We start from the raw sequence: 21,782 nt of genomic DNA, 5'->3' as shown, positions 1-21,782 counted from the left end.
TATCAATCACCATAGTCATCGATGGGTAATTATTTGAACCACGACGTGCGCGACCCCGGCGCCCTGGTCATCGGACTCGACGCCGGCGGCACCCGCACCCGCGCGGTCCTCGCCGCCGCCGCCGACGGCCGTGTGCTGGGCGAGAGCACCGGCGGGCCGGGCAACGCCATGACCGTCCCCGTCCCCCAGCTCACCGACCACCTCACCGAGGCGCTCGCCCGGGTCGTGCCGGAGGCGGCGCGTGCCCGCGTCGTGGCCGTGACCGGCGGTTTCGCGGGCGCCACGGCGGCCTCCGAGGACGACCCCGGCACCGGCAGGGCCCGCACCGCCCTCACCGAGGCCCTGCGCCGTCTGGGCGTCCCGACCGGCCGGGTCGGCGTCTGCAGCGACATCGAGGCCGCCTTCGCGGCCGCCCCCGGCACCCCCTCCGAGGGCCTCGCCCTGGTCGCGGGCACCGGCGCGGTCGCCATGCGCATCACCGGCCGGCACGCCACGACCACCGTGGACGGCGACGGCTGGCTCCTCGGCGACGAGGGCAGCGGCTTCTGGATCGGCCGCAGCGCGGTCCGCGCCGCCCTGCGCATGGCCGACGGCCGCGGCCGTCCGACGGTCCTCGCCGGCTGGGTCGGCCGCACCCTCGGCCTGCCGGTGGACGTCCTCCCGAAGGGCGGAATCCCTTCCTACGACCGTGGCGGCGCCGTACCCTCGAGCGGTACCGCCCCCCACCCCACCGGAGTCCCCGGCTGGGAACGCGCCCGGCGTGAGGACTTCCGCCGCCATCTGCTGCCCGCCGTCATGGCCGATCCGCCGATCCGGCTGGCCCGCTTCGCCCCGCTGGTCGCCGAGGCGGCCGCCGAGAAGGACGCCGTGGCCGAGACCATCCTGAGCGCGGCGGCGGACCACCTGCTGGAGGCCGTACGAGCGCTGGAACCGCAGCCCGGGGAGCGGATCGTCGCCACGGGCGGGCTCCTGGGCCCCGAGGGCCCGCTCACCGACCCGCTGGCCGAACGGCTCCGCGCGCACGGCCTGAGCCTGGACTGGGTGGCCGACGGCTGCCCCGGCGCGGTCGCCCTCGCACGCCTGGCGCACCGGTCATGAGCGACGCCGTCTACCGCGACCCCACCGCCCCGGTCGACGCCCGCGTCCCCGACCTCCTCTCCCGGATGACCCTGCGCGAGAAGGTCGGCCAGCTCAACCAGCGGATGTACGGCTGGGACGCCTACCGCCGCACCCCCGACGGCGGCTTCGAGCTCACCGAGGCCCTGTACGCCGAGACCGACCGTTTCGAGGGCCTGGGCGCCCTGTACGGCCTCCAGCGTGCCGACGCCTGGTCCGGCGTGGATCACGGGAACGGGCCCGGCGCGGAGGACGGGGCCGCCCTCGCCGACCTGGTGCAGCGGCACGTCGTGGACCGGAGCCGGCTCGGCATCCCGGCGCTGTTCGTCGAGGAGGTCCCGCACGGCCTCATGGCCCTCGACGGCACGGTCCTCCCGGTCAACCTGGCGATCGGCGCCACCTGGGACCCCGAGCTGTACGAGCGCGCCGCCGCCCACGCCGCCGCCGAACTGCGCGCCCGCGGCGGCCACGTGGCCCTCGTCTCCGCCCTGGACATCGTCCGCGACCCGCGCTGGGGCCGTACCGAGGAGTGCTTCGGCGAGGACCCCCACCTCGCGGGCCGGCTGACGCAGGCGTTGGTCCGGGGAATGCAGGGTGCTTATCCGGACGGCCTCTTCGCCGCCGACAAGGCCCCCGTAGTCCTCAAGCACTTCGCCGGGCAGGGAGCCACCGTCGGCGGCCGCAACTCCGCGGAGTCCGAGCTGGGCTGGCGTGAGCTGCACGAGATCCACCTCCCCGCCGCCCGGGCCGGTGTCCGCGCGGGTGCCGCCGCCGTCATGGCCGCGTACAACGAGGTCGACGGCATGCCCTGCTCCGGCAACCGCGCCCTGCTCACCGGGCTGCTCCGCGAGGAGTGGGGCTTCGACGGGCTCGTCATGGCGGACGGCCTCGCCGTCGACCGGCTGGCCCGGATCACCGGCGACAAGCTCTCCGCGGGTGCGCTCGCGCTCAACTCCGGGGTGGATCTGAGCCTGTGGGACGAGGGCTTCACCCACCTGGAGGAGGCGGTCGAGCGAGGGCTCGTCAAGGAGACCGTCCTCGACGCCGCCGTCGCCCGGGTCCTGCGCCTCAAGTTCCGGCTGGGCCTGTTCGAGCGGCGGCACACGACGGCCTCCCGGCCGGCCGGCGGCGCGGAACTCAGCAAAGAGGTCGCACGGGCCGCCGTCACCCTGCTGCGCAACGACGGTGTGCTCCCCGTCGGCGCGAACGTCTCACGGATCGCGGTGCTCGGACCCCAGGCAGCCACCACCGCCCACCAGTCGGGCGACTACACGGCCCCGCAGCGCCCCGGCACCGGCAGCAGCGTCCTCGACGCCCTGCGCAGGCTCGCCCCGGCCGGCCTCGACATCCGCCACGCCCCGGGCTGTTCCCTCACCGGTGACGACCTCTCCGGCATCCCGGCGGCGATCGCCCAGGCCGCCGCGTCCGACCTCGCCGTGCTGGTGCTGGGCGGCAGCAGCGCCCGTACTGCCGACACCGAGTTCGACGCCAACGGGGCCGCGCTCAAGGCGGTCTCCGAGATGACCTGCGGCGAGGGCGTCGACCTCGCCGGGCTGCGGCTGGGCGGCGCCCAGTACGCGCTGCTGGACGCCGTGGTGGCCACGGGCACGCCGACCGCGGTCGTGCTGGTCCAGGGGCGCCCGCACCTCGTGCCGGACACCGCGCCCGCCCTGCTCTCCGCCTGGTATCCCGGCCCCTGGGGCGGCGAGGCGATCGCCGAGGTGCTGCTCGGGCTCACGGAACCGGTGGGCCGCCTGCCCGTCTCCGTGCCCCGCTCGGCGGCCCAACTCCCCGTCTACTACAACCACAAGGACACCGAGTACGGCGGCTACGTCGACGAGAGCGCCGAGCCGCGGTACTCCTTCGGGCACGGACTGTCGTACACGAGCTTCGCGTACGGCGAGCCACGACCGACGGGGCTCATGGTCGAGGTCGACGTCACCAACACCGGTCGCCGGTACGGGCGTTCGGTCGTCCAGGTGTATCTGCGCCGGCTGATCACGCGGACCTGGCCGCGCACCCTCGAACTGTGCGCGTTCGAGGGTGTCGGCCTGGCGCCGGGCGAGCGCCGTACGGTGACCCTGCCCCTGGACGGCGTCAGCGGCACCGTCGAGATCAGGGTCGCCGCGTCGGCCCGGGAGGCGCTCACCGCGAAGGGTCACAGCTTGACGGCCCCCGACGACACGCCCTTGTAGAACCACCGCTGGGTGATCACGAACAGCACCAGCACCGGGACCACCGAGATCACCGAACCGGCCATGACCATCCGCTGGTCGTAGCCGAACGACGAGCTCTGCAGGCGGGAGAGCCCCAGTGTCAGCGTCATGTGGCTCTCGGAGCGCAGCACGATCAGCGGCCACAGGAAGTCGTCCCAGGCGCTGATGAACGTGTTGATGACGACCACCATGATCGCGCCCCACGCGGACGGCAGATACAGGTACCGGAAGCGCTGCCACTCGTTCGCGCCGTCGAGCATGGCCGAGTCCTCGATCTCGCGCGGGACCGCGAGGAACGCGCCGCGCATGAGGAGGACGTTGATGGCGCCGACGAACCCGGGCAGCCACACTCCCGCCAGGCTGTCGACCAGGCCCAGGTCGCGGATGCTGATGAACAGCGAGACCATGATCGACTCGAAGGGGAACATCATCGAGGCGACCAGCACCACCCAGACCGCCTTGCGGCCCTTCCAGGCGGGCTTGGAGAGCATGTAGCCGGCTGTCGTGGAGAAGACCAGCTGGCTGGTGACCGACAGGGCGACCACGATCAGGCTGTTCCTGATGTACGACCACACCGGCACCTGGTCGAAGACCGTCCGGTAGGCGCGCAGTGTCGGGTGGTGCGGCAGCAGGGTGGCGCCCGCGCCGAAGACGTCCTCGCTCGTGCCCTTCAGGGAGGCCAGCAGCTGCCACAACAGCGGGCCCACGGTGAGACCGAGCACCAGGAGGAGGAGCAGATAGCGCACGACCAGCTCGCGCGGACGGCCGTAGTCCCGCCAACGCGGCATCGGGCGACGGCCCTTGGTCTCGACGACACTCGTCGTCATGACTCGTCCTCCTTGGTCAGACGCTGCGCCAGCAGGGTCAGCCCCAGCGTCAGCGCGAACAGGGCCACGCTGACGGCCGAGCCGTATCCCGCGTTGCCGGTGATCGGGTCCAGGCCGACGTCCCGGATGTAGAACGGCAGGGTGCGGTCGGCGCCGCCGGGACCGCCGGTGGAGCTGCCGAGCATGTAGATCTCGGTGAACACCCTGAGCGAGCCGATGCCGGTGAGGGTGCCGACGAGCATCATGGCCGTCCGTACGCCGGGGACCGTGATGTGCCAGAACCGGCGCACGGCACCGGCGCCGTCCATCTGCGCGGCCTCGTGCAGTTCCCTGGGCACGTTCCCGAGGGCGGCCAGGTAGAAGACCATGTACCAGCCGAGGCCCTTCCACAGGGTCAGGCCCATCGCGGAGAGCAGGATCAGCCACGAGTCCGACAGGAACGGGATCGCCGACCTGATCAGGTGGGCCTTCTGCAGCCAGGTGTTGACCAGTCCGTCGTCCGCGAGCAGCCACTGCCAGCTCAGACCCACGACCACACTGGAGGCGAGGACCGGTGTGTAGAAGGCGGAGCGGAAGAAGCCGATGCCGGGCAGGTTCCGCTCCACCAGGACGGCCAGCATCAGCGGCAGCAGCACCATCAGCGGCACGACGATCACCGCGTACAGGACGCTGTTGCGGGTGGCGAGCCAGAAGTCGTCGTCCTGGAGCATCCGCGTGTAGTTGTCGAGTCCGACGAAACCCGCGGTGCCGCCCAGCGGCTTGGCGTTGGTGAACGACAGCAGGAGCGTGTTGAGGAACGGGAACACCCCGAAGACCACCGCGCACCCGATCGCCGGGGCGGTCCACAGCCAGGGCAGCCACCAACGGCGGTACATGGCCGCTCCGTTGGCCCCGGGGGCGGGACCCGGCAGCACGGCCCTGGCGAAACGGCGGAGGCGGGACGGGGACGGGGCCGGGCCCGGCGCGGAGCTCGGGGACTCCGTGCCGGACACCGGCTGCGTGATCTGTGCCGTCACCGTCAGCTGCCCTGCTTCAGCAGCTCGTTCGCCTTCTCCTGGGCGTCCTTGACGGCGTCCGCCGCGCTCTTCTTGCCCTGCATGGCCAGCTGCACCTGGGACACGATGGCGTTCTGCACGGCCGGGGAGAGGTTGGTCTGGTTGGTGGAGGCCGTCTTGAGCTGGTCGGCGACGAGCTTGCGGGCCTGGGAGAACGGGTCGCTGCCGGTGACGTTCTGGAAGAACGGGTCGCTCAGCGACTCGGTGGTGGTCGGGAAGATCACCACGGCCGGGTCCTTGCACCAGGCCGTCTGGTTCTCGGCGTTGGTGAGGAACTCCGCGAACGACAGCGCCACCGGGGCGTGCTTGCTGGTCGCGGCGACCGAGATGTACTGCGGGGCGCCGGCGGAGGCGACGCCGAGGGCGTCGTAGGGCTGCTGGCCGACGGCCGTCTTGGCGTAGACCGACGGGCTGTTCTGCTTCACGAACCGCACGAAGCTCGGGTTGGTCGAGCCGTAGGCGACCTTGCCCTGGCTGTAGAGGGTGGAGGGGTCGTTGCTGGAGGACAGCGAGTCCTTCGGCATCGCGCCCTCCTTGTACAGCTTCGCCATCCACGCGACCCACTGGGTGGTGCGCGGGTCGTCGCCGAACACGGCGGACTTGCCGTCGGCGGACAGGACCTTGATGCCCATCTGGTCGAAGTCGGCGGGGATGCGCCAGATCGGGTTGGCCATCGTCGCGAAGTACTTGCCGTCGGCGGCCTTGGCGACCTTCTCGTAGTCGGCGAAGAGCCCGAAGATACTCGTCGGCGGCTTCGCCGGGTCGACACCGGCCTTCTCCAGCAGGTCCTTGTTGTACGTCAGCAGGACACCGCCGGTGTACCAGGGCAGCGTGGTGTGGATCGCCGTGCCCGAGGCGTTCGCGAAGGTGGCGGTCTTCCAGAACGACGGGACGAAGGGCCCCGCGGCGTCCGGGTCCTTGGTGCCGATGTCGAGCAGGTAGCCGGCCTTGGTGAGGGCGGTCGCCGTGGGCGCGTTGACGTTGATGACGTCGGCCATCGTGCAGGCCTGGGCGTCGGCGACGGTCCGGCTCGTGAAGGTGTTGTCGCCGGGGTCGTCGATCCACTTGACCTTGGTGCCGGGGTGGGCCTTCTGGAAGTCCGCGATCACTCCGTTGAAGAAGTCGCCGAAGTCCTTCTTCAGATTGGTGGTCTGGAAGGTGATCGTGCCCTTGACGTCCCCGGTCAGCTTCCCCGACCCGACGTTGCCCTTGTCGACCTTGCAGCCGCCGGCGGTGGCGTCACCGCTGTCGGAGCCGCCGCCGAGGCCGCAGCCGGTGGCCGCGAGCGACAGAACGGCGATACAGGTCAGGGTGCGGGTCAGTCTCTTTGCGTGCATGTGATGCCCTCCACGGCTGGTTCAATGAACCAACTCCGACTCCGATTGATGAAAAGGTGGACCAGAATTCATCGGAGGTCAATGGTTTCCCGTGTTGCGTTTAGGTTCCGTACGAGATCAGTGACGGTGTTCGTGGTCCGGGTGGGACGGGTCGCCGGGATGTTCGTGCCCGTGGGAGTAGGTCACGCCGCCGCGTGCCTGGTCCAGCCAACCGAAAAATGCCTGGCGGCCGGCCGCCCTGCGGAGCTCGCGTGCGATGTCCTCGCGAACGGCGTCGTACGGCAGGAGGTCTTCCGGTGCCGCCGTCTCTCCGAAGGGGTCCGCCCCACGCCTCAGGGCGTCCGCGGTGAGGAAGCGGTCCTGGTTGCGGTCGTAGTAGTCCCGTACGGCCGTCTCGGGGACCGTCTGTTCGGCTTCCAGGGCGGCGAGGAGGGTGCGGACGGCGGGGGAGTGGGCCAACGCCGCCGCGACGATGCTGCCCAGGTCTGCTACGTCGGATTCGGCCAGGGTGAGGACCTTGGCCGGGGAGACTTCGGGCGGGGGGTTCAGGCCCCGGTCGGCACAGGCTCGCCGGGCGAGTTCGTCGGTGACGATCACTTGCGTGGCCCAGCGGCGGCGTTGTCTCGCGACAGAGGGTGCTTCCTGGGGCCGTCTGGCGGGTGCGGGTTCGTCGTGGCTGGTCGCGCAGTTCCCCGCGCCCCCAGGGGGCGTTTCCAAGAAGGCGTTCACCCGATCTGTCGGCAGCGGTTCGCCGTTGATCAGTGCCGCGTGTTCCGTGGTCACGGAGTCACCTCCAGAGGAATCGCTCTCGTGTACGCCACCTGGCCGTTCCACGCCGCCTTCGCCAGCAGCCAGTACGTGCCCGGGGGGATCAGCGAGCCGTCCACCTCGATCACCGACTCACGCTGCTCCCCGCCGGGGACGGTGAAGCCCTGGAGGCCGGGCGCCACGCCCTGCCAGGTGCCCCAGGACGACACCGCCCACAGCTGACCGCCGACCGGGCCCCGGGTGGAGTTGCGCAGGCTCACCGGAACCTGAGCCCGCTCACCCCTGCGCACGGTGACCCGGTCGGCGGCCAGGTCGCACACCAGGCCCTGCCCCGGGGGCGGTCCGCCTGGTACGTCGAGGCCCACGACGTCCTCGTACGTCTGGCCGCCGTACGACAGCCTGGCCGTGAGCCAGTGCCGGCCGGGCTCGGCGCCCGGTGGCGGTGTCACCGTCACCTCGGCCAGCGAGAAGCCGCCGGGCCCGAGCGCGTACGGCAGTTCGGGGGGCTCGGCGGTCCAGCCGGGCGGCACGTCGAGGACCACCGTGCCGTTCGCCGACGTGTCCGTGAGCTCGGAGCCGATCCGCACGGTCGCGGTGACGGGGCCGGTCGCGGTGAGCGCGGTCGGGGAGAGGTAGACGGACACCGGCATGTTGCCGCGCGGGGCGGGCCCGGAGTTGTGCAGCCAGTAGCGGGTGTGGACGGGCTGGGCGGGCTCGTGGGCCGCGATCCCGGGGTCGGTCCCCGGTTCCGGCGCCTGCGGGGGCGTGGCCACGACGGTGGCCACCTCGAAACCGGTGAGCCGGGCCTCCAGCGCCCCCTCGCCGTCCGGGAGCAGGGACTCCCCGGGCCTTTCCAGTACGTCCGCCCGGGCGCCCTCGGTCCAGGCGACCGGCCCGCGCACCCGCGCCCGCACCGGCCGACCGTTGACCTCGTGCACGCGGACGACGACTCCGCGCCCCGGATCCACGGGTGCCGCGCTGCCCCTGGCCAGCGGGGAGCCCAGCGGCTTGAGGGCGTCGAGGAGCACCTCGCGGGCCGGTTCCACCTCCAGCAGGGAGGTGCTGCGGGGCAGGAGCGCGGACTTGCCCTCGCCGCGCACGCGGGCCGTGAGGGGATGGTTGAACTCGTGGCCCCGCGCGGGCAGTCGGAGGTCCCGCCAGTCGCCCTCGCCCGCGACGACCGCGTACTCGAAGGTGTGCGACCAGCGCTGGAGCTGGAAGCCCGAGCCGTCGGGGGTCGTACGGCGGGGCGGGTCGACCCAGATGCCGGACGGCCAGCCGGTGCAGGAACGCATCAGGGACATGTAGAGGTCGCCGGAGGTGGTGACCACACAGCCGGGCGTGCCCCGGTTCAGGACGGCGAAGCCGCGCCCGTCCCAGGCGTCACCGGGCGGGAGCGCCTCGCCACCGCCCGCAGCCGTGGCGGTGACGGTGAAGTCCTCCAGGTCCGCGATCAGCGCGTCGACGGCCTTGGCGTCCCCCGAGGGGTCGGCGCCGGCGATCACCAGCAACGGCAGCCGCTCCAGGTCGCGCAGGTCGGCGCCGGGCACCCACTCCTCGCGCAAGGAGGCGCGCGGAGCGACCCAGACGGCCGCCACGCCCTGGTGGGCGATCTGGCGGCGCAGTTCGCGGCCGGCGGCCGGGTCCATGGCGAGCGCCTCGGCGACCAGGGAGTTGTGCTTGGGGCCGCCGACGGCGATCCGGATGTCGGGAAGGTTGGAGTCGACTTCGAGGTCGCCGTAGCGGGGGCCGCCCGCGACGGTCGAGGTCGCGGTGACGCCCGCGCGGACCAGGGCGGCCGCGAGCGGGGCGCCCAGCTCACCCGCCTCGTCCCAGTCGGTGTACACCAACTCGGCCACGCCGAAGGCCCGTTGGCCCAGCAGCGCGCCGGAGTCGTCGCGCAGGGCCACCCGTGCCGTGGACCCCAGCCCGAACCAGGTGTTGGCCGGGTTGTCCAAAGTCCAGGGGAACTCCTCGCTGTTCACCTCCACGAACCCGAACCCCCGCCCGATCACCGCGTCGGCGACCTCGTGCACCGGCAGTCCGCCCCGCACGTCCGAGGGCCAGCGGACCCGGATCAGGCGGTCCTCGCCGTCGTAGCCGTCGATCGTCGTGGAGACGTCGAGCCGGTCGACGCCGCTCCAGAGGGTCAGCTTCTGTGTGTACGTGAAGAGTCCGAGGTCGGCGCGGACGGTGATGCGGGACCCGGCGGGGGAGTGCTCGACGTCGATGTCCGCGGTGACGTCCCGGCTTCGGGCGGCGGTCGTGCCGGTCGGGGTGAGGTGCCAGGGGCCCTCGCCGAAGCGCGGGTGCCGCGGGAACTCCTCCTGGACGACCAGCTCGTTGCCGATGTCACCGGCGGGCAGCAGCTCGCGGCCCTCCCCGGTGACGGACCGCAGGCTGCTCACGGCGCCGCCGCGCGCGGGATCGACCGTCACCTCGTAGAACTCGTTGCGGATGGTCGTGCCCTCGCCGGAGGTCCAGCCGGGGAGCGAACCGGCCGCCAGGGGCAGCGCCTTGAGGCCCATGCCGGGCACCTGCGGGACGACGACCCGGAGCGTGCCGTCCTGCTCGCGCACCGCGGGCAGCGGCTGGAAGTCGTCGCCGACCGGTACCAGACCCGGGTCGTCGAGGCTCAGCACGTCCTGTCGTTCCCAGGGTGACCGGGTTGAAGACCACCAGGTCCGGCCCACTGCCCGGCTCGACCCGGTCGGCCAGTGCCTTCGTCGCGTCGGCCTGCACGGTCTCGGCGAGGTCGGCCAACTCCCGCCAGCCGGTGAGGAGATCGATGTACACCTGGTCCGACTCGGAGCCGGTGATGGCGTCGTGGTGGGCGCCGTAGACGAGCTGCCGCCACGCCTTGTCGAGGGCCGCGTCCGGATAGGGGTGCCCGGTGACGAGGGAGGCGAGGGTCGCCCAGGCCTCCGCGTCGGCGAGCAGGGTCTCGCCGTACCGCTGGGCCTGCTTGGTGTCGATGTAGGAGACGTCCTTGCCGGTGTAGACCGGGTTCATGTCCCGCGTCTGCGGCGAGGCCCTGCGTCCCTCGGCGTCCAGCTCCGCGCGTACGGCGGCGAAGAAGTCCCGGGGGATGCCGGAGACGAAGCGTGGCCAGACGTACCGCTTGTTCCAGTCCCGGTGGATGTCCATCACCCAGCGGCACGGCGGCGCGTAGTCCCCGCCGACCGGGAGCAGCACGTTGCGGGTGAGCGCGACCTGCTTGAGACCCCGGAACAGCTTGAACGCCTCCGCCTCCGCCTCCGGCAGTGTGGGCGCGTTGTCGATCCGCCAGCCGGCGCCGTAGTGGTTGACCATGTACGCGGTGAGGATCCCGCGCCCCGAGGGGGCGATCCAGTCGAACTCGGCCGGGAACTGCATCCGCTGCGGGTCGCGCGGCTCCTCCCCGAAGACGGACAGGGTCGGCCCCCACTGGTGGAACGGCCCGCGCGCCCAGGAGCTCGACGTGACCCCCGCGTCCGCCATCAGCCCAGGGAACTGCGGGTCGTGCCCGAACGCGTCCAGCTGCCAGGCGGTCTCCGGGCAGGCCCCGAGGATCGCCCGCTGGTACCCGTCGCCGTACAGGGCGTTGCGTACGGTCGCCTCGGCGCCGGTGAGGTTGGTGTTCGGCTCGTTGTAGGTGCCGCCCATGATCTCGACGCGGCCGGTGCGGATCAGCTCGCGCAGGAAGCCGCGCTCCTCCGGGAAGGCGTTCCAGTACGGCTTGAGGTAGTCCACCTCCGCCAGCACGAAGGTGTACGCCGGGTCGCGCCGGGCCAGGTCGGAGTGGGCCCGGACCAGGCTCATCCCGGACTGGCCGCGCGAGTCGAAGGTACGGGCGGGCAGACCGGTGCGGGCCGGGTCGTCGGCGACGTCCCAGGTCTCGGTGTAGGCGCCCTGGGTGTTCCACCAGACGGGGTCGTAGTGGAAGTGGCTGACCATGAACATGGTCCAGCCGGGCTCGGCGACCGTGAACTCGCCGGTGGCGCTCGCGGTCTCGTCCCCGTCGGCCGCGGTGACCGTGATCGGTCCGCCGGCGCCGGTCACGGGTATCTCGGCGCGGACGGTGCCGTCCTCGCCGACGGTGACGACGGTCTCCCCGGTGCCGTGCCCCTCGACCCGCACGTGGACCGAGCGGCCCGGGAGGTGCTCGATCCCGGCCGACACCACCTGGAGCGGTTGCTCGGGTGTACCGACGAACAGCTCGGTCGACTCAACAGAGGTGACGCGCATGGGGCTCCTACGAGATGACTCGGGGGAGCCCCATCCTGGCACCGAGAGGATGATTCAAACAACCATCTTTGTGTTATCTCGGTGGTTCATCCATGCAAGATCGGACACGGTCAACGTGCCGCTGGACTAGGTCAACGCGTCCGGCGTGCCTTCACCGCGTGCTGCGGGGTGATGTGGTCGGTGAGGGCGAGGGAGGCGCTGGCCCGCTGGTAGGCGACCTGGCCGACCCGGACGTAGAGACAGTCGACGATCATCAGGACGGAGTGCCGGCCGCCGATGCTGCCGGTGCGGAAACTGGTCTCCGAGGTCGCGGAGATGAGCCGGATGTCGGCGGCCTTGGCCAGCGGGGAGCGCGGGTCGGTGGTGATGGCGATGGTGGTCGCGCCCCGCTCCTTGGCCATCTCGAAGGGTTCGAGGGTCTCGCGGGTGGCGCCCGAGTGGGAGATCCCTATGGCCACGTCGGCCGGGGTGAGCAGGGCCGCGGAGGTGGCCGCGCCGTGCACCTCGGTCCAGCCGCGGACCTGGCAGCCGATGCGGAACAGCCGGGTCTCGGTCTCCTGGGCGACCGCGCCGCTGCCCCCGACGCCGTACACGTCGATGCGGCGGGCCCTGGCCAGCGCCTGGGCCGCGCGCTCCAGGGCGTCGAGGTCGATGCGCTCGATCGTCTGCTGGATCGCCCGCAGGTCCGCGCTGCCGACCACCTGGACGACCCGCTCCAGGCTGTCGTCCGGGGAGATGTCCGGACCGATCTCGGCCGAGCCCCAGTCGGAGACCTCGCCGCGACCGCGCTCCTGGGCCAGCTCGATCAGCAGATGCTGGTAGGACTCCAGCCCGATGGCGCGGCAGAACCGGGTCACCGTGGCCTGCGAGGTTCCGGTGCGGCGGCCCAGTTCGGCGGCCGAGCAGTGGGTGACGGCGGCCGGATCCTCCAGGATCAGCTCGCCGACCTTCCGCAGTGAACCGGCCAGCCGGGGCAGTTCGGTGCGGATCAGGGTGGTGACGTCGGTCGGAGGCATGGCAAGAAGGTATCAGCCACCCTTAGGGCCACTGATTGAATACCAGGACCGCAGTATGGTTTATTGATTCATCGATGGCTGATTGTATGGTGGTTCAATCCATCAGTGGGGAGTGTCGCGTGTCTGTCGAGTCAGTCAGCGCCCAGGGCTTCGCCGAACAGAGCCTGGACGTCCTCCGTCACGTCGTCGAGTCCGCCCGCGAGGACGTGCGCGGCGCCGCCGAGCTGATCGCCGACTGCATCCGCGCCGACGGCGTGATCCAGGCCTTCGGAACCGGCCACTCCCAGGCGATGGTCCTGGAGGTCGCGGGCCGCGCCGGCGGGCTCGTGCCCACGAACCGGCTCCAGATCTCCGACCTCGTCCTCTACGGCGGTGACGACCCGAGCGTCCTCGACGACCCGCTGCTGGAGCGCGAGCCGGGGGTGGCCGTCCGCCTCTACGACCTGGCCGCGCCGCACGCCCGGGATCTGTTCGTCATCATCTCCAACTCCGGCGTCAACAACGTCATCGTGGAGATGGCGCTGCACGCCAAGCAGCAGGGGCACAAGATCCTCGCCATCACCTCCCGCACGCACACGGCGGCGGTTCCCGCGGGGCACGAGAGCGGCAAGAAGCTCGTGGACCTGGCGGACGTGGTGCTGGACAACGCGGCTCCGGTCGGGGACGCGTTGCTGTCGTTGCCGGGGGGTGGGGCGGTGGGGGCGCTGTCCACCCTGACCGGGGTGATGCTGGTGCAGATGGCTGTGGCGGAGGCGTCGGGTCTGCTGCTCGCGTCTGGGGAGAGGCCGCCGGTTTACGTGTCGGCCAATGTGCCTGGTGGGTTCGAAGGCAACCTGGAGTTGGAGAAGCGGTACGCGGGGCGGGTTCGGCGTACTGCTACGTAGGTTCTTGCGAGGGGTTGGCGTATCGCGGGGAACTGGCGGCCGGTGGGGGCTGGTCGCGCAGTTCCCCGCGCCCCTATGTGTGTCGACCTGCCGTCACTCCACCGGTACTGGAGTCAGGGCTACCGCCAGGGGGTAGGCGCCCGTCGTCAGTGGGGACTTGACGGTGTTCGTCGCCGTGTCCACCGGGACCAGGGTGTTGGCGTCCGCCGTGGTGGCGTAGGCCGTGCTGCCGTTCCAGTCCAGGGCCACGTCGAACGCCGACTTTCCGACGGTCACCCGCTTGCCCGGTGCGCCGGTCGCCGTGTCGACGGGGGTGACGCTGTCGCCGTTGCTCGGACTGACCCACAGGGTTCGGCCGTCCGGTGAGAGGGCGAGGCCGTACGCCTGGCCGGAGACCAGGAAGGTCGGTTCGGTCTCGTTCGTCGCCGTGTCGATCGGAGTCACCGTCGAGCCGCCGGAGTCGGAGACGTAGACCGTCTTCCCGTCCGGCGCCGCCACCACGTTGAAGGGACTGGGGCCGACCGGGATCGCCGTGCCCGCCTTGGCGGTGGTGAGGTCGACCGGGCTGACCGTGTTGTCGTGGATGTCGGCCACGTACAGGGTCCTGCCGTCGGGCGTGATCGCCATGTTCTCGGGACCGCCGCCCACCTGGATCGGTGTACCGGCCCGCAGAGTGGCCGTGTCGATCGACTGCACTGTGCCGTCCGTGTAGTTGGCGACCCAGAGGCTGTCGCCGTCCGGCGTGAGGGCCAGGCCCGCGGGGACCTTGCCCACCGCGACGGTGGCGGTGACCTTTCCGCTCGCCACATCGATCACGCTGACCGTGTTCGAGCCCTGGTTGGCCGCGTAAGCGGTACGGCCGTCCGCGCTCACCACCACCTCGCCGGGGTTGTCACCGACGGCGATGTCCCTCGTCGTGCCGGAGGCGAGGTCGATCGAACTCACCGACGCACCACTGAAGTTCGCCGTCAGGGCGCGGGGTGTGCCGGTGCCGTCGGTGACCTGGACCGGGAGTGCCCGTTCGAGGATTCCGGCGCCTTCGGCCACGACCGAGTGCACGCCCTCCGTCCTGCCCGTGAGTGTGACGGTGACGGACGCGGGGGTCGTCGCCGTGCCTTCCGAGGGGGTGGCGGTGACGCCCTCGGGCACGTCGAGTTTCCAACTGACCGTCTTTGCCTGAGCGTCGGACAGCTTCAGGGTGACCGTCGCGGACGCCCCTGGCTTCAACGAGATCGCGCCGGGGGAGAAGGAGGCGTCGACTCCGGGATCGGGCGCGTTCTCCAGCACTGTTGTGTAGAGGAACTGGTCCATCACGCCCGGCGAGACCTGCTGCGGGACGGCGTCCAACTCCTTCCGCTCCTGCTGGAGTCGCGTCCAGTACGTCGAGACCGCGTCCGTGTCACCGGCCTTGTGGGCCAGCAGCAGGTCCACGGCCGTCCCGCCCGCGCGGCCGTAGCTGCCGAGTTTGTCTAGCCAGGCGGAGGTCTCGTCGAGGAACCCGGGGTTGTCGAGCCGGGCCCGCAACTGGGCGGGGGTGGCGGCCATGTCGGCGAAGTAGGCCTTCAACGCGGCAGCCGCCCGGTCGAGTCCGCTGTTGTGCTCGTAGGCCTCGCGGAAGGCGGCGATCAGCCGGGTGAGGGTGGGGGACTCGGTCGCGTTCAGCTGGGAGGAGTAGTTGTTCTCGGCGAAGATCCGCAGCCACTTGGCGGCGCTGGGGCCCGCAAGATCCCGGACCGAGGCGAGGAACGCCCGGCGCGGGTCGTAGGCGTTCGGGTTCCACAGATAGGCGGCCGAGGTGAACAGGGCGATCCGGCTCGCCTCGCCCTGGACCATCGGGTTGGCGGTCACACCGGTGGCCGCACTCGCCACACCGGGTTCGCGGCCCGTGTAGGGGCCGAGGAGAAGGCGGCTGGTGACGTAGTCGTTGACCGGGTAGTTGTCCCAGACCAGGATCGGGTGGCCGTAGACCTCACGGGCCTGCTTCAGCTGGTCGGTGGTGAGGGTGGGCGCGATGACGCCGACACCGGTCCACTCCACGACCACGGACGGGTCGAGCCGCTCCCTGAGGGCCTTCTTGTACGGGGAGTCGGCGAGGTCGGAGTACTCGGTGGGGACCGTCTCCAGCGGCTGGAGCCCCGTGTGCGTGGCGGAGAAGTCCTTCCAGACGGTGTTCAGCAGTCGGGCCTGCGCGGTCCCGGCCGCACTGCCGCCGGTGCCGAACTCCCGCTCGTCCTCGGGGCAGTTCCACTTCGTGTAGCTGATGTCGTCCAGCGGGATCGCGAACGAACGGACACCGATGGCGTACAGCGAGTCGAACTTGGCGGTGAGCGCCTTGACGTCGGCGTGTGAGGAGTAGCAGACCGACAGGCCGGGGGAGAGGGCGTAGGTGAAGCGGACGTGGTCGGCGTCGGCCCGGTCGACCAGTTCCTTCAGCTGGGCCAGCGCCGCCGCCGGGTACTCGTCCCGCCAGCGGGCGCGCAGGTAGTCGTCGTCCTTGGGGGAGTAGACGTAGACGTTCTGCTTCGTGCGGCCGTAGAAGTCGAGCTGGGCGAGCCGCTCGGCGTGCGTCCAGGGGGTGCCGTAGAAGCCCTCGATGACTCCGCGGAGGGCCGCGGTGGGCCAGTCGCGGACCGTGATCACGGGCAAGGCGTGTTTCGTGTCGAGGAGTTGGCGCAGCGTCTGGGCGGCGTAGAAGGTGCCGGTGGCGTCGACGCCGGAGAGGGCCAGGAGGGCCTGGCCGTGGCTGCGGCCGGAGGCCAGGACATAGCCGCCCGAGGCGAGGCCGGACGGGGAGGCGGCGCCCAGGCGGGTGAGGGCCCGGGCGGTGGCGGTGTTCTCGCCGGGGCCGCCGAGGTAGACGGTCAGGCCGGACGGGGGCGGCCGGTCACCGGCGTCGACCCTCGTGATGCGCTCCGCCCCGGCCGCTTTCAGGGCTGCCTCGACGACTCTTCGGGCGGATGGATCGGTGCCGGGTCCGACCACCTCGACGACCCGGTCGGGGACGGGGAGCCGGCCGGGTCCGACGGTCATCTTCTGGGGCGTCGGCCATACCTCCGGCACGGGCTGCCGGGGCTCGGCCGAGGCGGGGGCGACGGGGGCCGAGAGGCCGAGCGCCAGCAGCAGGGCGGCGGCCATGCATCTGATATTGATGAATGAATCCACCTGATGATGCTAGGAGTGTTGAATGAATCATTCAATGGGGTGGCTGTCGCCAGGTGTTCACAGGACCTTCCGGTGGACGAGGGCCGACATGCAGAGCACCCCGGGCAACAGGGGCAGCCACACCGTCAGGACGCGGTAGCCGATCAGGGTCGCGGTGCCGACGCTCAAGGGGACGCCGTAGGCGGCGAGGGTGAAGACCATGGCCGCGTCCACCGGGCCGATGCCACCGGGCGCCGGCACGGAACCGACCGCGCTGCTCGCGGCGAGGTACGCGAACGCGACCTGCGCCCAGGACAGCGTCACCCCGAGCGAGGCGCCGACCGCGTGGATCACGCTCGCCTGGAGCAGTGGCGCGGCGGCCGCGCCGCCCCACAGGGCGAGGATCCGGCTGGGCATGGTGTGCAGACGGCGGGCGTCGGTCAGGGCGGTGCGCACGAACGTGACCGCCGGGCGGCGCAGCGGGCGGACCAGGGTCAACAGCAGGAGCGTGGCGCCGAGTCCGAGTCCCGCGGCCACCAGCGGCAGGAACAGCATGCGCCGGTCCGGGACGAGATCACCGAGCCGCAGCAGATCCGGCAGGGCGACCAGGAAGCCGATCAGGACGAGCGTCTTGGCGATCGGCCTGACCAGCGCGTACAGGGCGAGCGAGGCGGTGGCGCGGGCCAGCGGGATGCCCTGCCCCTGGAGGAAGCGCAGGGTGACGGCGTGGGCGCCGAGGCTCGCCGGCAGCACATGGTTGGCGGCGCCCGCGGCGAACTGCGAGGCCACCAGGAGCCCCGACGGCAGCCGTTCGGGCAGCGCGCCCTGGCGGACGACGGAGGCGGAGACCCAGCCCAGGCAGGTGTAGAAGAGCCCGACGAGCAGCCAGCCGGGGTCGGCCGAGGCCAGCCGCGCGGTGCCGTCGTACAGGGCACGCCAGTCCAGCGCCGCCCATATGCCGATGAGCAGCAGCGGGAGCACGGTGACCAGGCGGCGGGTGAGCCGGGTCAGGGGGCGGCGGGAACCGGCGGGAGCGGGGGCCGGGGTGCTGATCGGGAGCGGGACCGGGGCGGCGGCGGGGAGCGGACCCGGGGGACCTTCGAGCGGAAGCAGGGACACGGCGCACGTCGTCCTTTCGCGTCATGCCCCGTGCGGGACACGGGGCATGACGGAGGCAAGGCGATGCAGAGGGGACGAGGGAAACGTTCCCTCCCGGTGTGACGTTCAAATGTCCGGCAGTCGAAGGAGTGCGGGCGGGTGGGCGACACGAGGTGCGGCGACCGGTCTTCCGGCGCGAGAAGTATCGGAGAGCGCTCTGCGACAAATATCGGAGAGCGCTCATACGAACGCTCCCGACCAGCCGTCCCTCAGATGAGGGGCAGTTGTGGACACCGTCGAAATCCAGTCAACCGCCGTCCGGAGAGGGAGTCGGGAAAACAGCCCCTTCGTACCGGTGTCGGGCCCCGCTGCTGGGCCCGCGCACGGCGGCCGACTGGCCGGATCCGGCCAGGAAGGCGTGGCTCACGTCGTCCTCGGACACCGCCCGTCGATATCGTCGAACACGCATCTGTGGGGCGGGCGGTACGGCGATCGGGGAACGATGCTCCAGGTACGTCTTCTCGGTCCGGTGGAGGTGTGGGAAGGGAACCGACGGGCCCCGCTGGGCGGGGTCAGACCCCTGGCGGTCCTGTCCGCACTCGTCGTCCACCTCGGCGAGGTGCTCTCCACCGAACGGCTCATGGACTGTGTCTGGGACGAGCAGGCGCCCGCCACCGCCAGCGCCCTCGTCGCCACCCATGTCTCCGCGGTACGCCGCGCCCTGGCCCGCGTCGGCGAGGCGGAGGTGATCCGCACCCGGCCCCCGGGATACGTGGCCGATCTCGACGCCTCCCAGGTCGACGCCCGCCGCTTCGAGGAACTGCTCAGCTCCGGCCGGGCCCGGGCCACCGGGGGCCGCGCGGAGGAGGCCGCCGAGCTGCTGTCCGAGGCACTGGGGCTGTGGCGGGGGCAGGAGGCCCTCGAAGGGCTGAACCAGTCGTTCGCCCGGATCGAGGCGGCCCGGCTGGCCGAACTGCGGCTGGTCGCCCAGGAGGAGTCCTTCGGCCTCCAGTTGGAGCTCGGCCGCGCGGACGGCGCCATCGCGCCTCTGCTCGCGCACGTCGCCGCCCACCCCCTCCGGGAACGGCCGCGCGGCCAGCTGATGACCGCCCTGTTCCGCACCGGACGGGTCTCCGACGCCCTGCGCGCCTACCAGGAGGGCCGCGAGGTCCTGCGCGATGAGCTGGGCATCGACGCCGGGCCCGAACTGCGGGCGCTGCACAAGGCCGTCCTCACCAACGACCCCGCACTGCTCGGCCCCGGCTCCCGCCCGCACGATCCCTCGCCGTTCGGCCCGGGCGCACACTCCCACGGCCCGTCACTTCTCGGTTCCGGCGCACGCTCCCACGACCCCTCGCCGCCCGGCCCCGGCTCCGGCCCCCCGTCCCGGGAAACCGCCGCCGCCGCGAAGACCCGGCAGCGGACCACGGACCGCACGGCGGCGGTCGGCGGCGGACCGGGCACGCCGGTCCCGAGACCCGCCCCCTCCCATCTCCCCCCGGACATCGCCGACTTCGTCGGCCGGTCGGAGCAGATCGACTGGGCCGTCGCGCTGCTGGGCCGCGTCGACGAGCCCGGCCGCACCGCCCCGCCGATCGGGGTCGTCTCCGGGCGCTCCGGCACCGGCAAGACCGCGCTCGCCGTCCACGTCGGCCATCGCACCGCGGAACTCTTCCCGGACGGCCGCCTGTTCGTGGACCTGCGGGCCGCCGACACCGCCCCCCTGCAACCGGCCGACGCCCTCGCCCGGCTGCTGCGCGCCATGGGCGCCGAACCGGAGACCCTGCCGAGCTCCGTCGAGGAACTGACGGGGCTGTACCGCACCTGCACGGGGCACCGCCGCATCCTGCTGATCCTCGACAACGCCGCCGGTGAGGCGCACGTACGGCCGCTGCTGCCGCCCGGTCCCGGCTCCGCCGTGCTCGTCACGAGCCGGCGCCGGCTGGTGGCGCTGGAGGGCGCGGCGCACCTCGATCTGACCGTGCCGGACGAGGAGGAGGCCCTGGAACTCCTGCGCCGGGTCGCCGGAGCGGACCGGGTGCGCGCCGAGCCGGAACAGACCGCCGAGATCGTCTCCCTGTGCGGGCGGCTGCCGCTCGCCGTGCGCATCGCCGGGGCACGGCTCGCGGCCCGGCCGCACTGGGTGCCCGGCCGGCTCGCCGCCCGGCTGCGGGACGAGCGGCTCCGGCTCAACGAACTGCGCGCCGGGGACCTGGAGTTGCGCACCAGCCTCGAACTCGGCTACGCCGACCTCGACCCGCAGGAACAGCGCGCCCTGCGCCGGCTGGCCCTGCTCGACCTGCCCGACTTCGCGGCCTGGATCGCCGCACCCCTGCTGGACATCGGCACGGAGGAGGCCGAGGAGGCCGTCGAGCGGCTGGTGGACTGCCACTTCATCGATGTGATCGGCGTGGACGGCACCGGCCGCGGCCGCTATCGCATCCACGACCTGGCCCGGGAACACGCACGCGAGCGCTGTCTGTCGGAGGAGAGCGCCGAGGAGCGGGCGGCGGCGGTGCGGCGCCTCGTGGAGTGCTGGCTGGGGCTGGCCGAGAAGGCCGCCGCGCGCGGCCCCGGCGGCGCGGCACGGTACTTCCCCGAACCGGCCGCCGTACGGCCCCTCGACCCGGCCGATCCGCGGGCCGAGGAGGAGCTGCTCACGCGGCCCGCGGCCTGGTTCGCCGCCGAACAGGCCGGTCTGCTGGCGGCGGTGGAGTACTGCGCCGACCACGGCATGGACCGCGCCGCCCGGGACCTCGCCGGCGCGCTCATCGCGAGCTCGGTCGCGCTGTACAACCAGTTCGACGCATGGTCCCGCTCGCACACCGCGGCCATGGCGGCGGTGCGGCGCAGCGGGGACGGCGAGGGCGAGGCGTGGCTCCTCACCGGCCTCGGCCAACTGCGCTACGAGCAGGACGAGTTCGAGGAGTCGTACGCCTACTACCGGGACGCGCTGCGGCTGTTCGAGGCCCATGACGACGTCCAGGGCGCCGCCCAGGCGCTGCTCGGCATGGCCACCGCCCGGCGTGAACAGGCCAGCTACGGTGAGGCGTTGGAGCTGCTCAACCGGGCCCTTGAGGGGTACGGACGGCTCGACGACCGCGGTGCCCGGGCCCGGGTGCTGTACGGACTCGGCTACGTGTACCGGGAACAGGGCGACGACCCCGCCGCCCGCGAGGCCTTCGCGCAGGCCCTGGAGCTGTACCGGGCGGAGGACGACCGGCACGGCGAGGCGCTGGTCCTGCGCGCGGTGGCGCTGTGCCACCGGGCGGAAGGGGAGTACGCGCAGGCCGAGCGGCTGCTGCGGGACGTGCTGCGGATCTTCGCCGGCCTCCACGACACGTTCGGCGTGATGTACACGGAGCAGTCGCTGGCCAAGGTGGAGCTGCGTCTCGGCCTCCTGGACGCGTCGCGCGAACGCCTCGGGCGGTGCCTGGAGCTGGCTCGCGAGCGGCAGGACCGCTTCGGCGAGGCGCTGGTGCTGCGGACGCTGGGGGAGTGGCGGCTGGCCGCCGGCGACGCCGGGAGCGCCCGGGACCCGCTGGAGCGGGCCCTGTCCCTCTGGGAGGCGCTGCGGCTCCCGCTGTGGCGCGCGCGGACGCTGTGGAACCTGGCCGAGGTGTGGGAGGCCGCCGGCGAGACGGACACGGCCTCCGGCGCCCGCACCGAGGCGATGCGCTTCTTCCGGGAATCGGGGGCACGGGAGGCGCGGGAGCGGGGGTAGGTGGTGCGGGTGTGCCGCGGATCGGGGCGGGTGCGGGCGTAGGTGGTGCGGGGTGCCCTGGTTCGGCGCGGGTGCGGGCGTAGGTGGTGCGGGGTGTCGTGGTGTGGCGGGGGCGGCGGTTTGGGTGTGCCGCGATTCGGCGGGTGCGGGCGTCGGTGGTCCGGGGGTGCCGTGGTGTGGCGCGGGTGTGGGGGTCGGTGGTGCGGGGTGCCCTGGTTCGGTGCGGGAGCTGGCGTAGGCGGGACGGGGTGCGGTGGTGTGATGGGGGCGGCGGTTTGGGTGTGCCGCGATTCGGCGGGTGCGGGCGTAGGTGGTGCGGGGTGCCGTGGTGTGGCGCGGGTGTGGGGGTCGGTGGTGCGGGGTGCCCTGGTTC

At 72.2% G+C, this 21,782-nt stretch carries 11 protein-coding genes and 1 pseudogene; 4 read left to right on the top strand and 8 right to left on the bottom strand.

The window, feature by feature from the left end:
• Positions 1-21 precede the first annotated feature (21 nt).
• Together RKD20_RS10600 and RKD20_RS10595 are read left to right on the top strand one after the other, a co-directional pair.
• Positions 22-1,098 carry an N-acetylglucosamine kinase gene (locus tag RKD20_RS10600; RefSeq protein WP_424877509.1) on the top strand — a complete coding sequence of 359 codons (1,077 nt, stop codon included), beginning with the start codon at positions 22-24 and terminating at the stop codon, positions 1,096-1,098.
• Positions 1,095-3,311 carry a glycoside hydrolase family 3 N-terminal domain-containing protein gene (locus RKD20_RS10595; RefSeq protein ID WP_424877508.1) on the top strand — a complete coding sequence of 739 codons (2,217 nt, stop codon included), beginning with the start codon at positions 1,095-1,097 and terminating at the stop codon, positions 3,309-3,311. The genes RKD20_RS10600 and RKD20_RS10595 overlap by 4 nt, the downstream gene beginning before the upstream one ends.
• Here RKD20_RS10595 and RKD20_RS10590 read toward each other — a convergent pair.
• The 6 genes and pseudogenes from RKD20_RS10590 to RKD20_RS10565 form a co-directional block, all read right to left on the bottom strand.
• A complete protein-coding gene (locus RKD20_RS10590) occupies positions 3,275-4,159 on the bottom strand; it encodes a carbohydrate ABC transporter permease (RefSeq protein WP_424877507.1) in 885 nt (294 codons plus the stop codon). The genes RKD20_RS10595 and RKD20_RS10590 overlap by 37 nt on opposite strands.
• Positions 4,156-5,175, bottom strand: a complete 1,020-nt coding sequence (locus tag RKD20_RS10585; protein WP_424877506.1) for a carbohydrate ABC transporter permease — start codon at positions 5,173-5,175, stop codon at positions 4,156-4,158. The genes RKD20_RS10590 and RKD20_RS10585 overlap by 4 nt, the downstream gene beginning before the upstream one ends.
• Positions 5,176-5,177: 2 nt before the next feature.
• Positions 5,178-6,551, bottom strand: coding sequence for an extracellular solute-binding protein (locus RKD20_RS10580; RefSeq protein WP_424877505.1), 1,374 nt, complete (start codon positions 6,549-6,551; stop codon positions 5,178-5,180).
• A 117-nt stretch (positions 6,552-6,668) separates the two neighbouring features.
• Positions 6,669-7,334: a peptidyl-prolyl cis-trans isomerase gene (locus RKD20_RS10575; RefSeq protein ID WP_424877504.1), complete on the bottom strand. Its 666-nt coding sequence runs from the start codon at positions 7,332-7,334 to the stop codon at positions 6,669-6,671.
• Positions 7,331-11,546: pseudogene (locus tag RKD20_RS10570) on the bottom strand (NEW3 domain-containing protein). The gene RKD20_RS10575 and the pseudogene RKD20_RS10570 overlap by 4 nt, the downstream one beginning before the upstream one ends.
• Before the next feature lie 131 nt (positions 11,547-11,677).
• Entirely contained in the window at positions 11,678-12,562 is an 885-nt protein-coding gene (locus RKD20_RS10565) for a MurR/RpiR family transcriptional regulator (RefSeq protein ID WP_424877503.1), read from the bottom strand.
• A gap of 119 nt (positions 12,563-12,681) precedes the next feature.
• Between RKD20_RS10565 and RKD20_RS10560 the strand changes: the two genes are divergently transcribed.
• Positions 12,682-13,446: a sugar isomerase domain-containing protein gene (locus RKD20_RS10560; RefSeq protein WP_424877502.1), complete on the top strand. Its 765-nt coding sequence runs from the start codon at positions 12,682-12,684 to the stop codon at positions 13,444-13,446.
• Between the two features lie 93 nt (positions 13,447-13,539).
• On the opposite strand, the gene RKD20_RS10555 is transcribed toward RKD20_RS10560, so the two are convergent.
• Both RKD20_RS10555 and RKD20_RS10550 read right to left on the bottom strand, forming a co-directional pair.
• Positions 13,540-16,581 carry a beta-N-acetylglucosaminidase domain-containing protein gene (locus tag RKD20_RS10555; RefSeq protein ID WP_424877501.1) on the bottom strand — a complete coding sequence of 1,014 codons (3,042 nt, stop codon included), beginning with the start codon at positions 16,579-16,581 and terminating at the stop codon, positions 13,540-13,542.
• Between the two features lie 84 nt (positions 16,582-16,665).
• Positions 16,666-17,706: a lysylphosphatidylglycerol synthase transmembrane domain-containing protein gene (locus RKD20_RS10550; RefSeq protein ID WP_424877500.1), complete on the bottom strand. Its 1,041-nt coding sequence runs from the start codon at positions 17,704-17,706 to the stop codon at positions 16,666-16,668.
• A gap of 481 nt (positions 17,707-18,187) precedes the next feature.
• On the opposite strand from RKD20_RS10550, the gene RKD20_RS10545 reads away from it, so the two are divergent.
• Positions 18,188-21,409 carry an AfsR/SARP family transcriptional regulator gene (locus RKD20_RS10545; protein WP_424877499.1) on the top strand — a complete coding sequence of 1,074 codons (3,222 nt, stop codon included), beginning with the start codon at positions 18,188-18,190 and terminating at the stop codon, positions 21,407-21,409.
• Positions 21,410-21,782: the final 373 nt, after the last annotated feature.

This window comes from Streptomyces sp. SLBN-8D4 (assembly GCF_049739545.1).
Classification (GTDB): Bacteria; Actinomycetota; Actinomycetes; order Streptomycetales; family Streptomycetaceae; genus Streptomyces; species Streptomyces canus_C.
The sequence above is the reverse complement of the archived record's forward strand: the minus strand, read 5'-3'. Positions and strand labels throughout refer to the sequence as shown.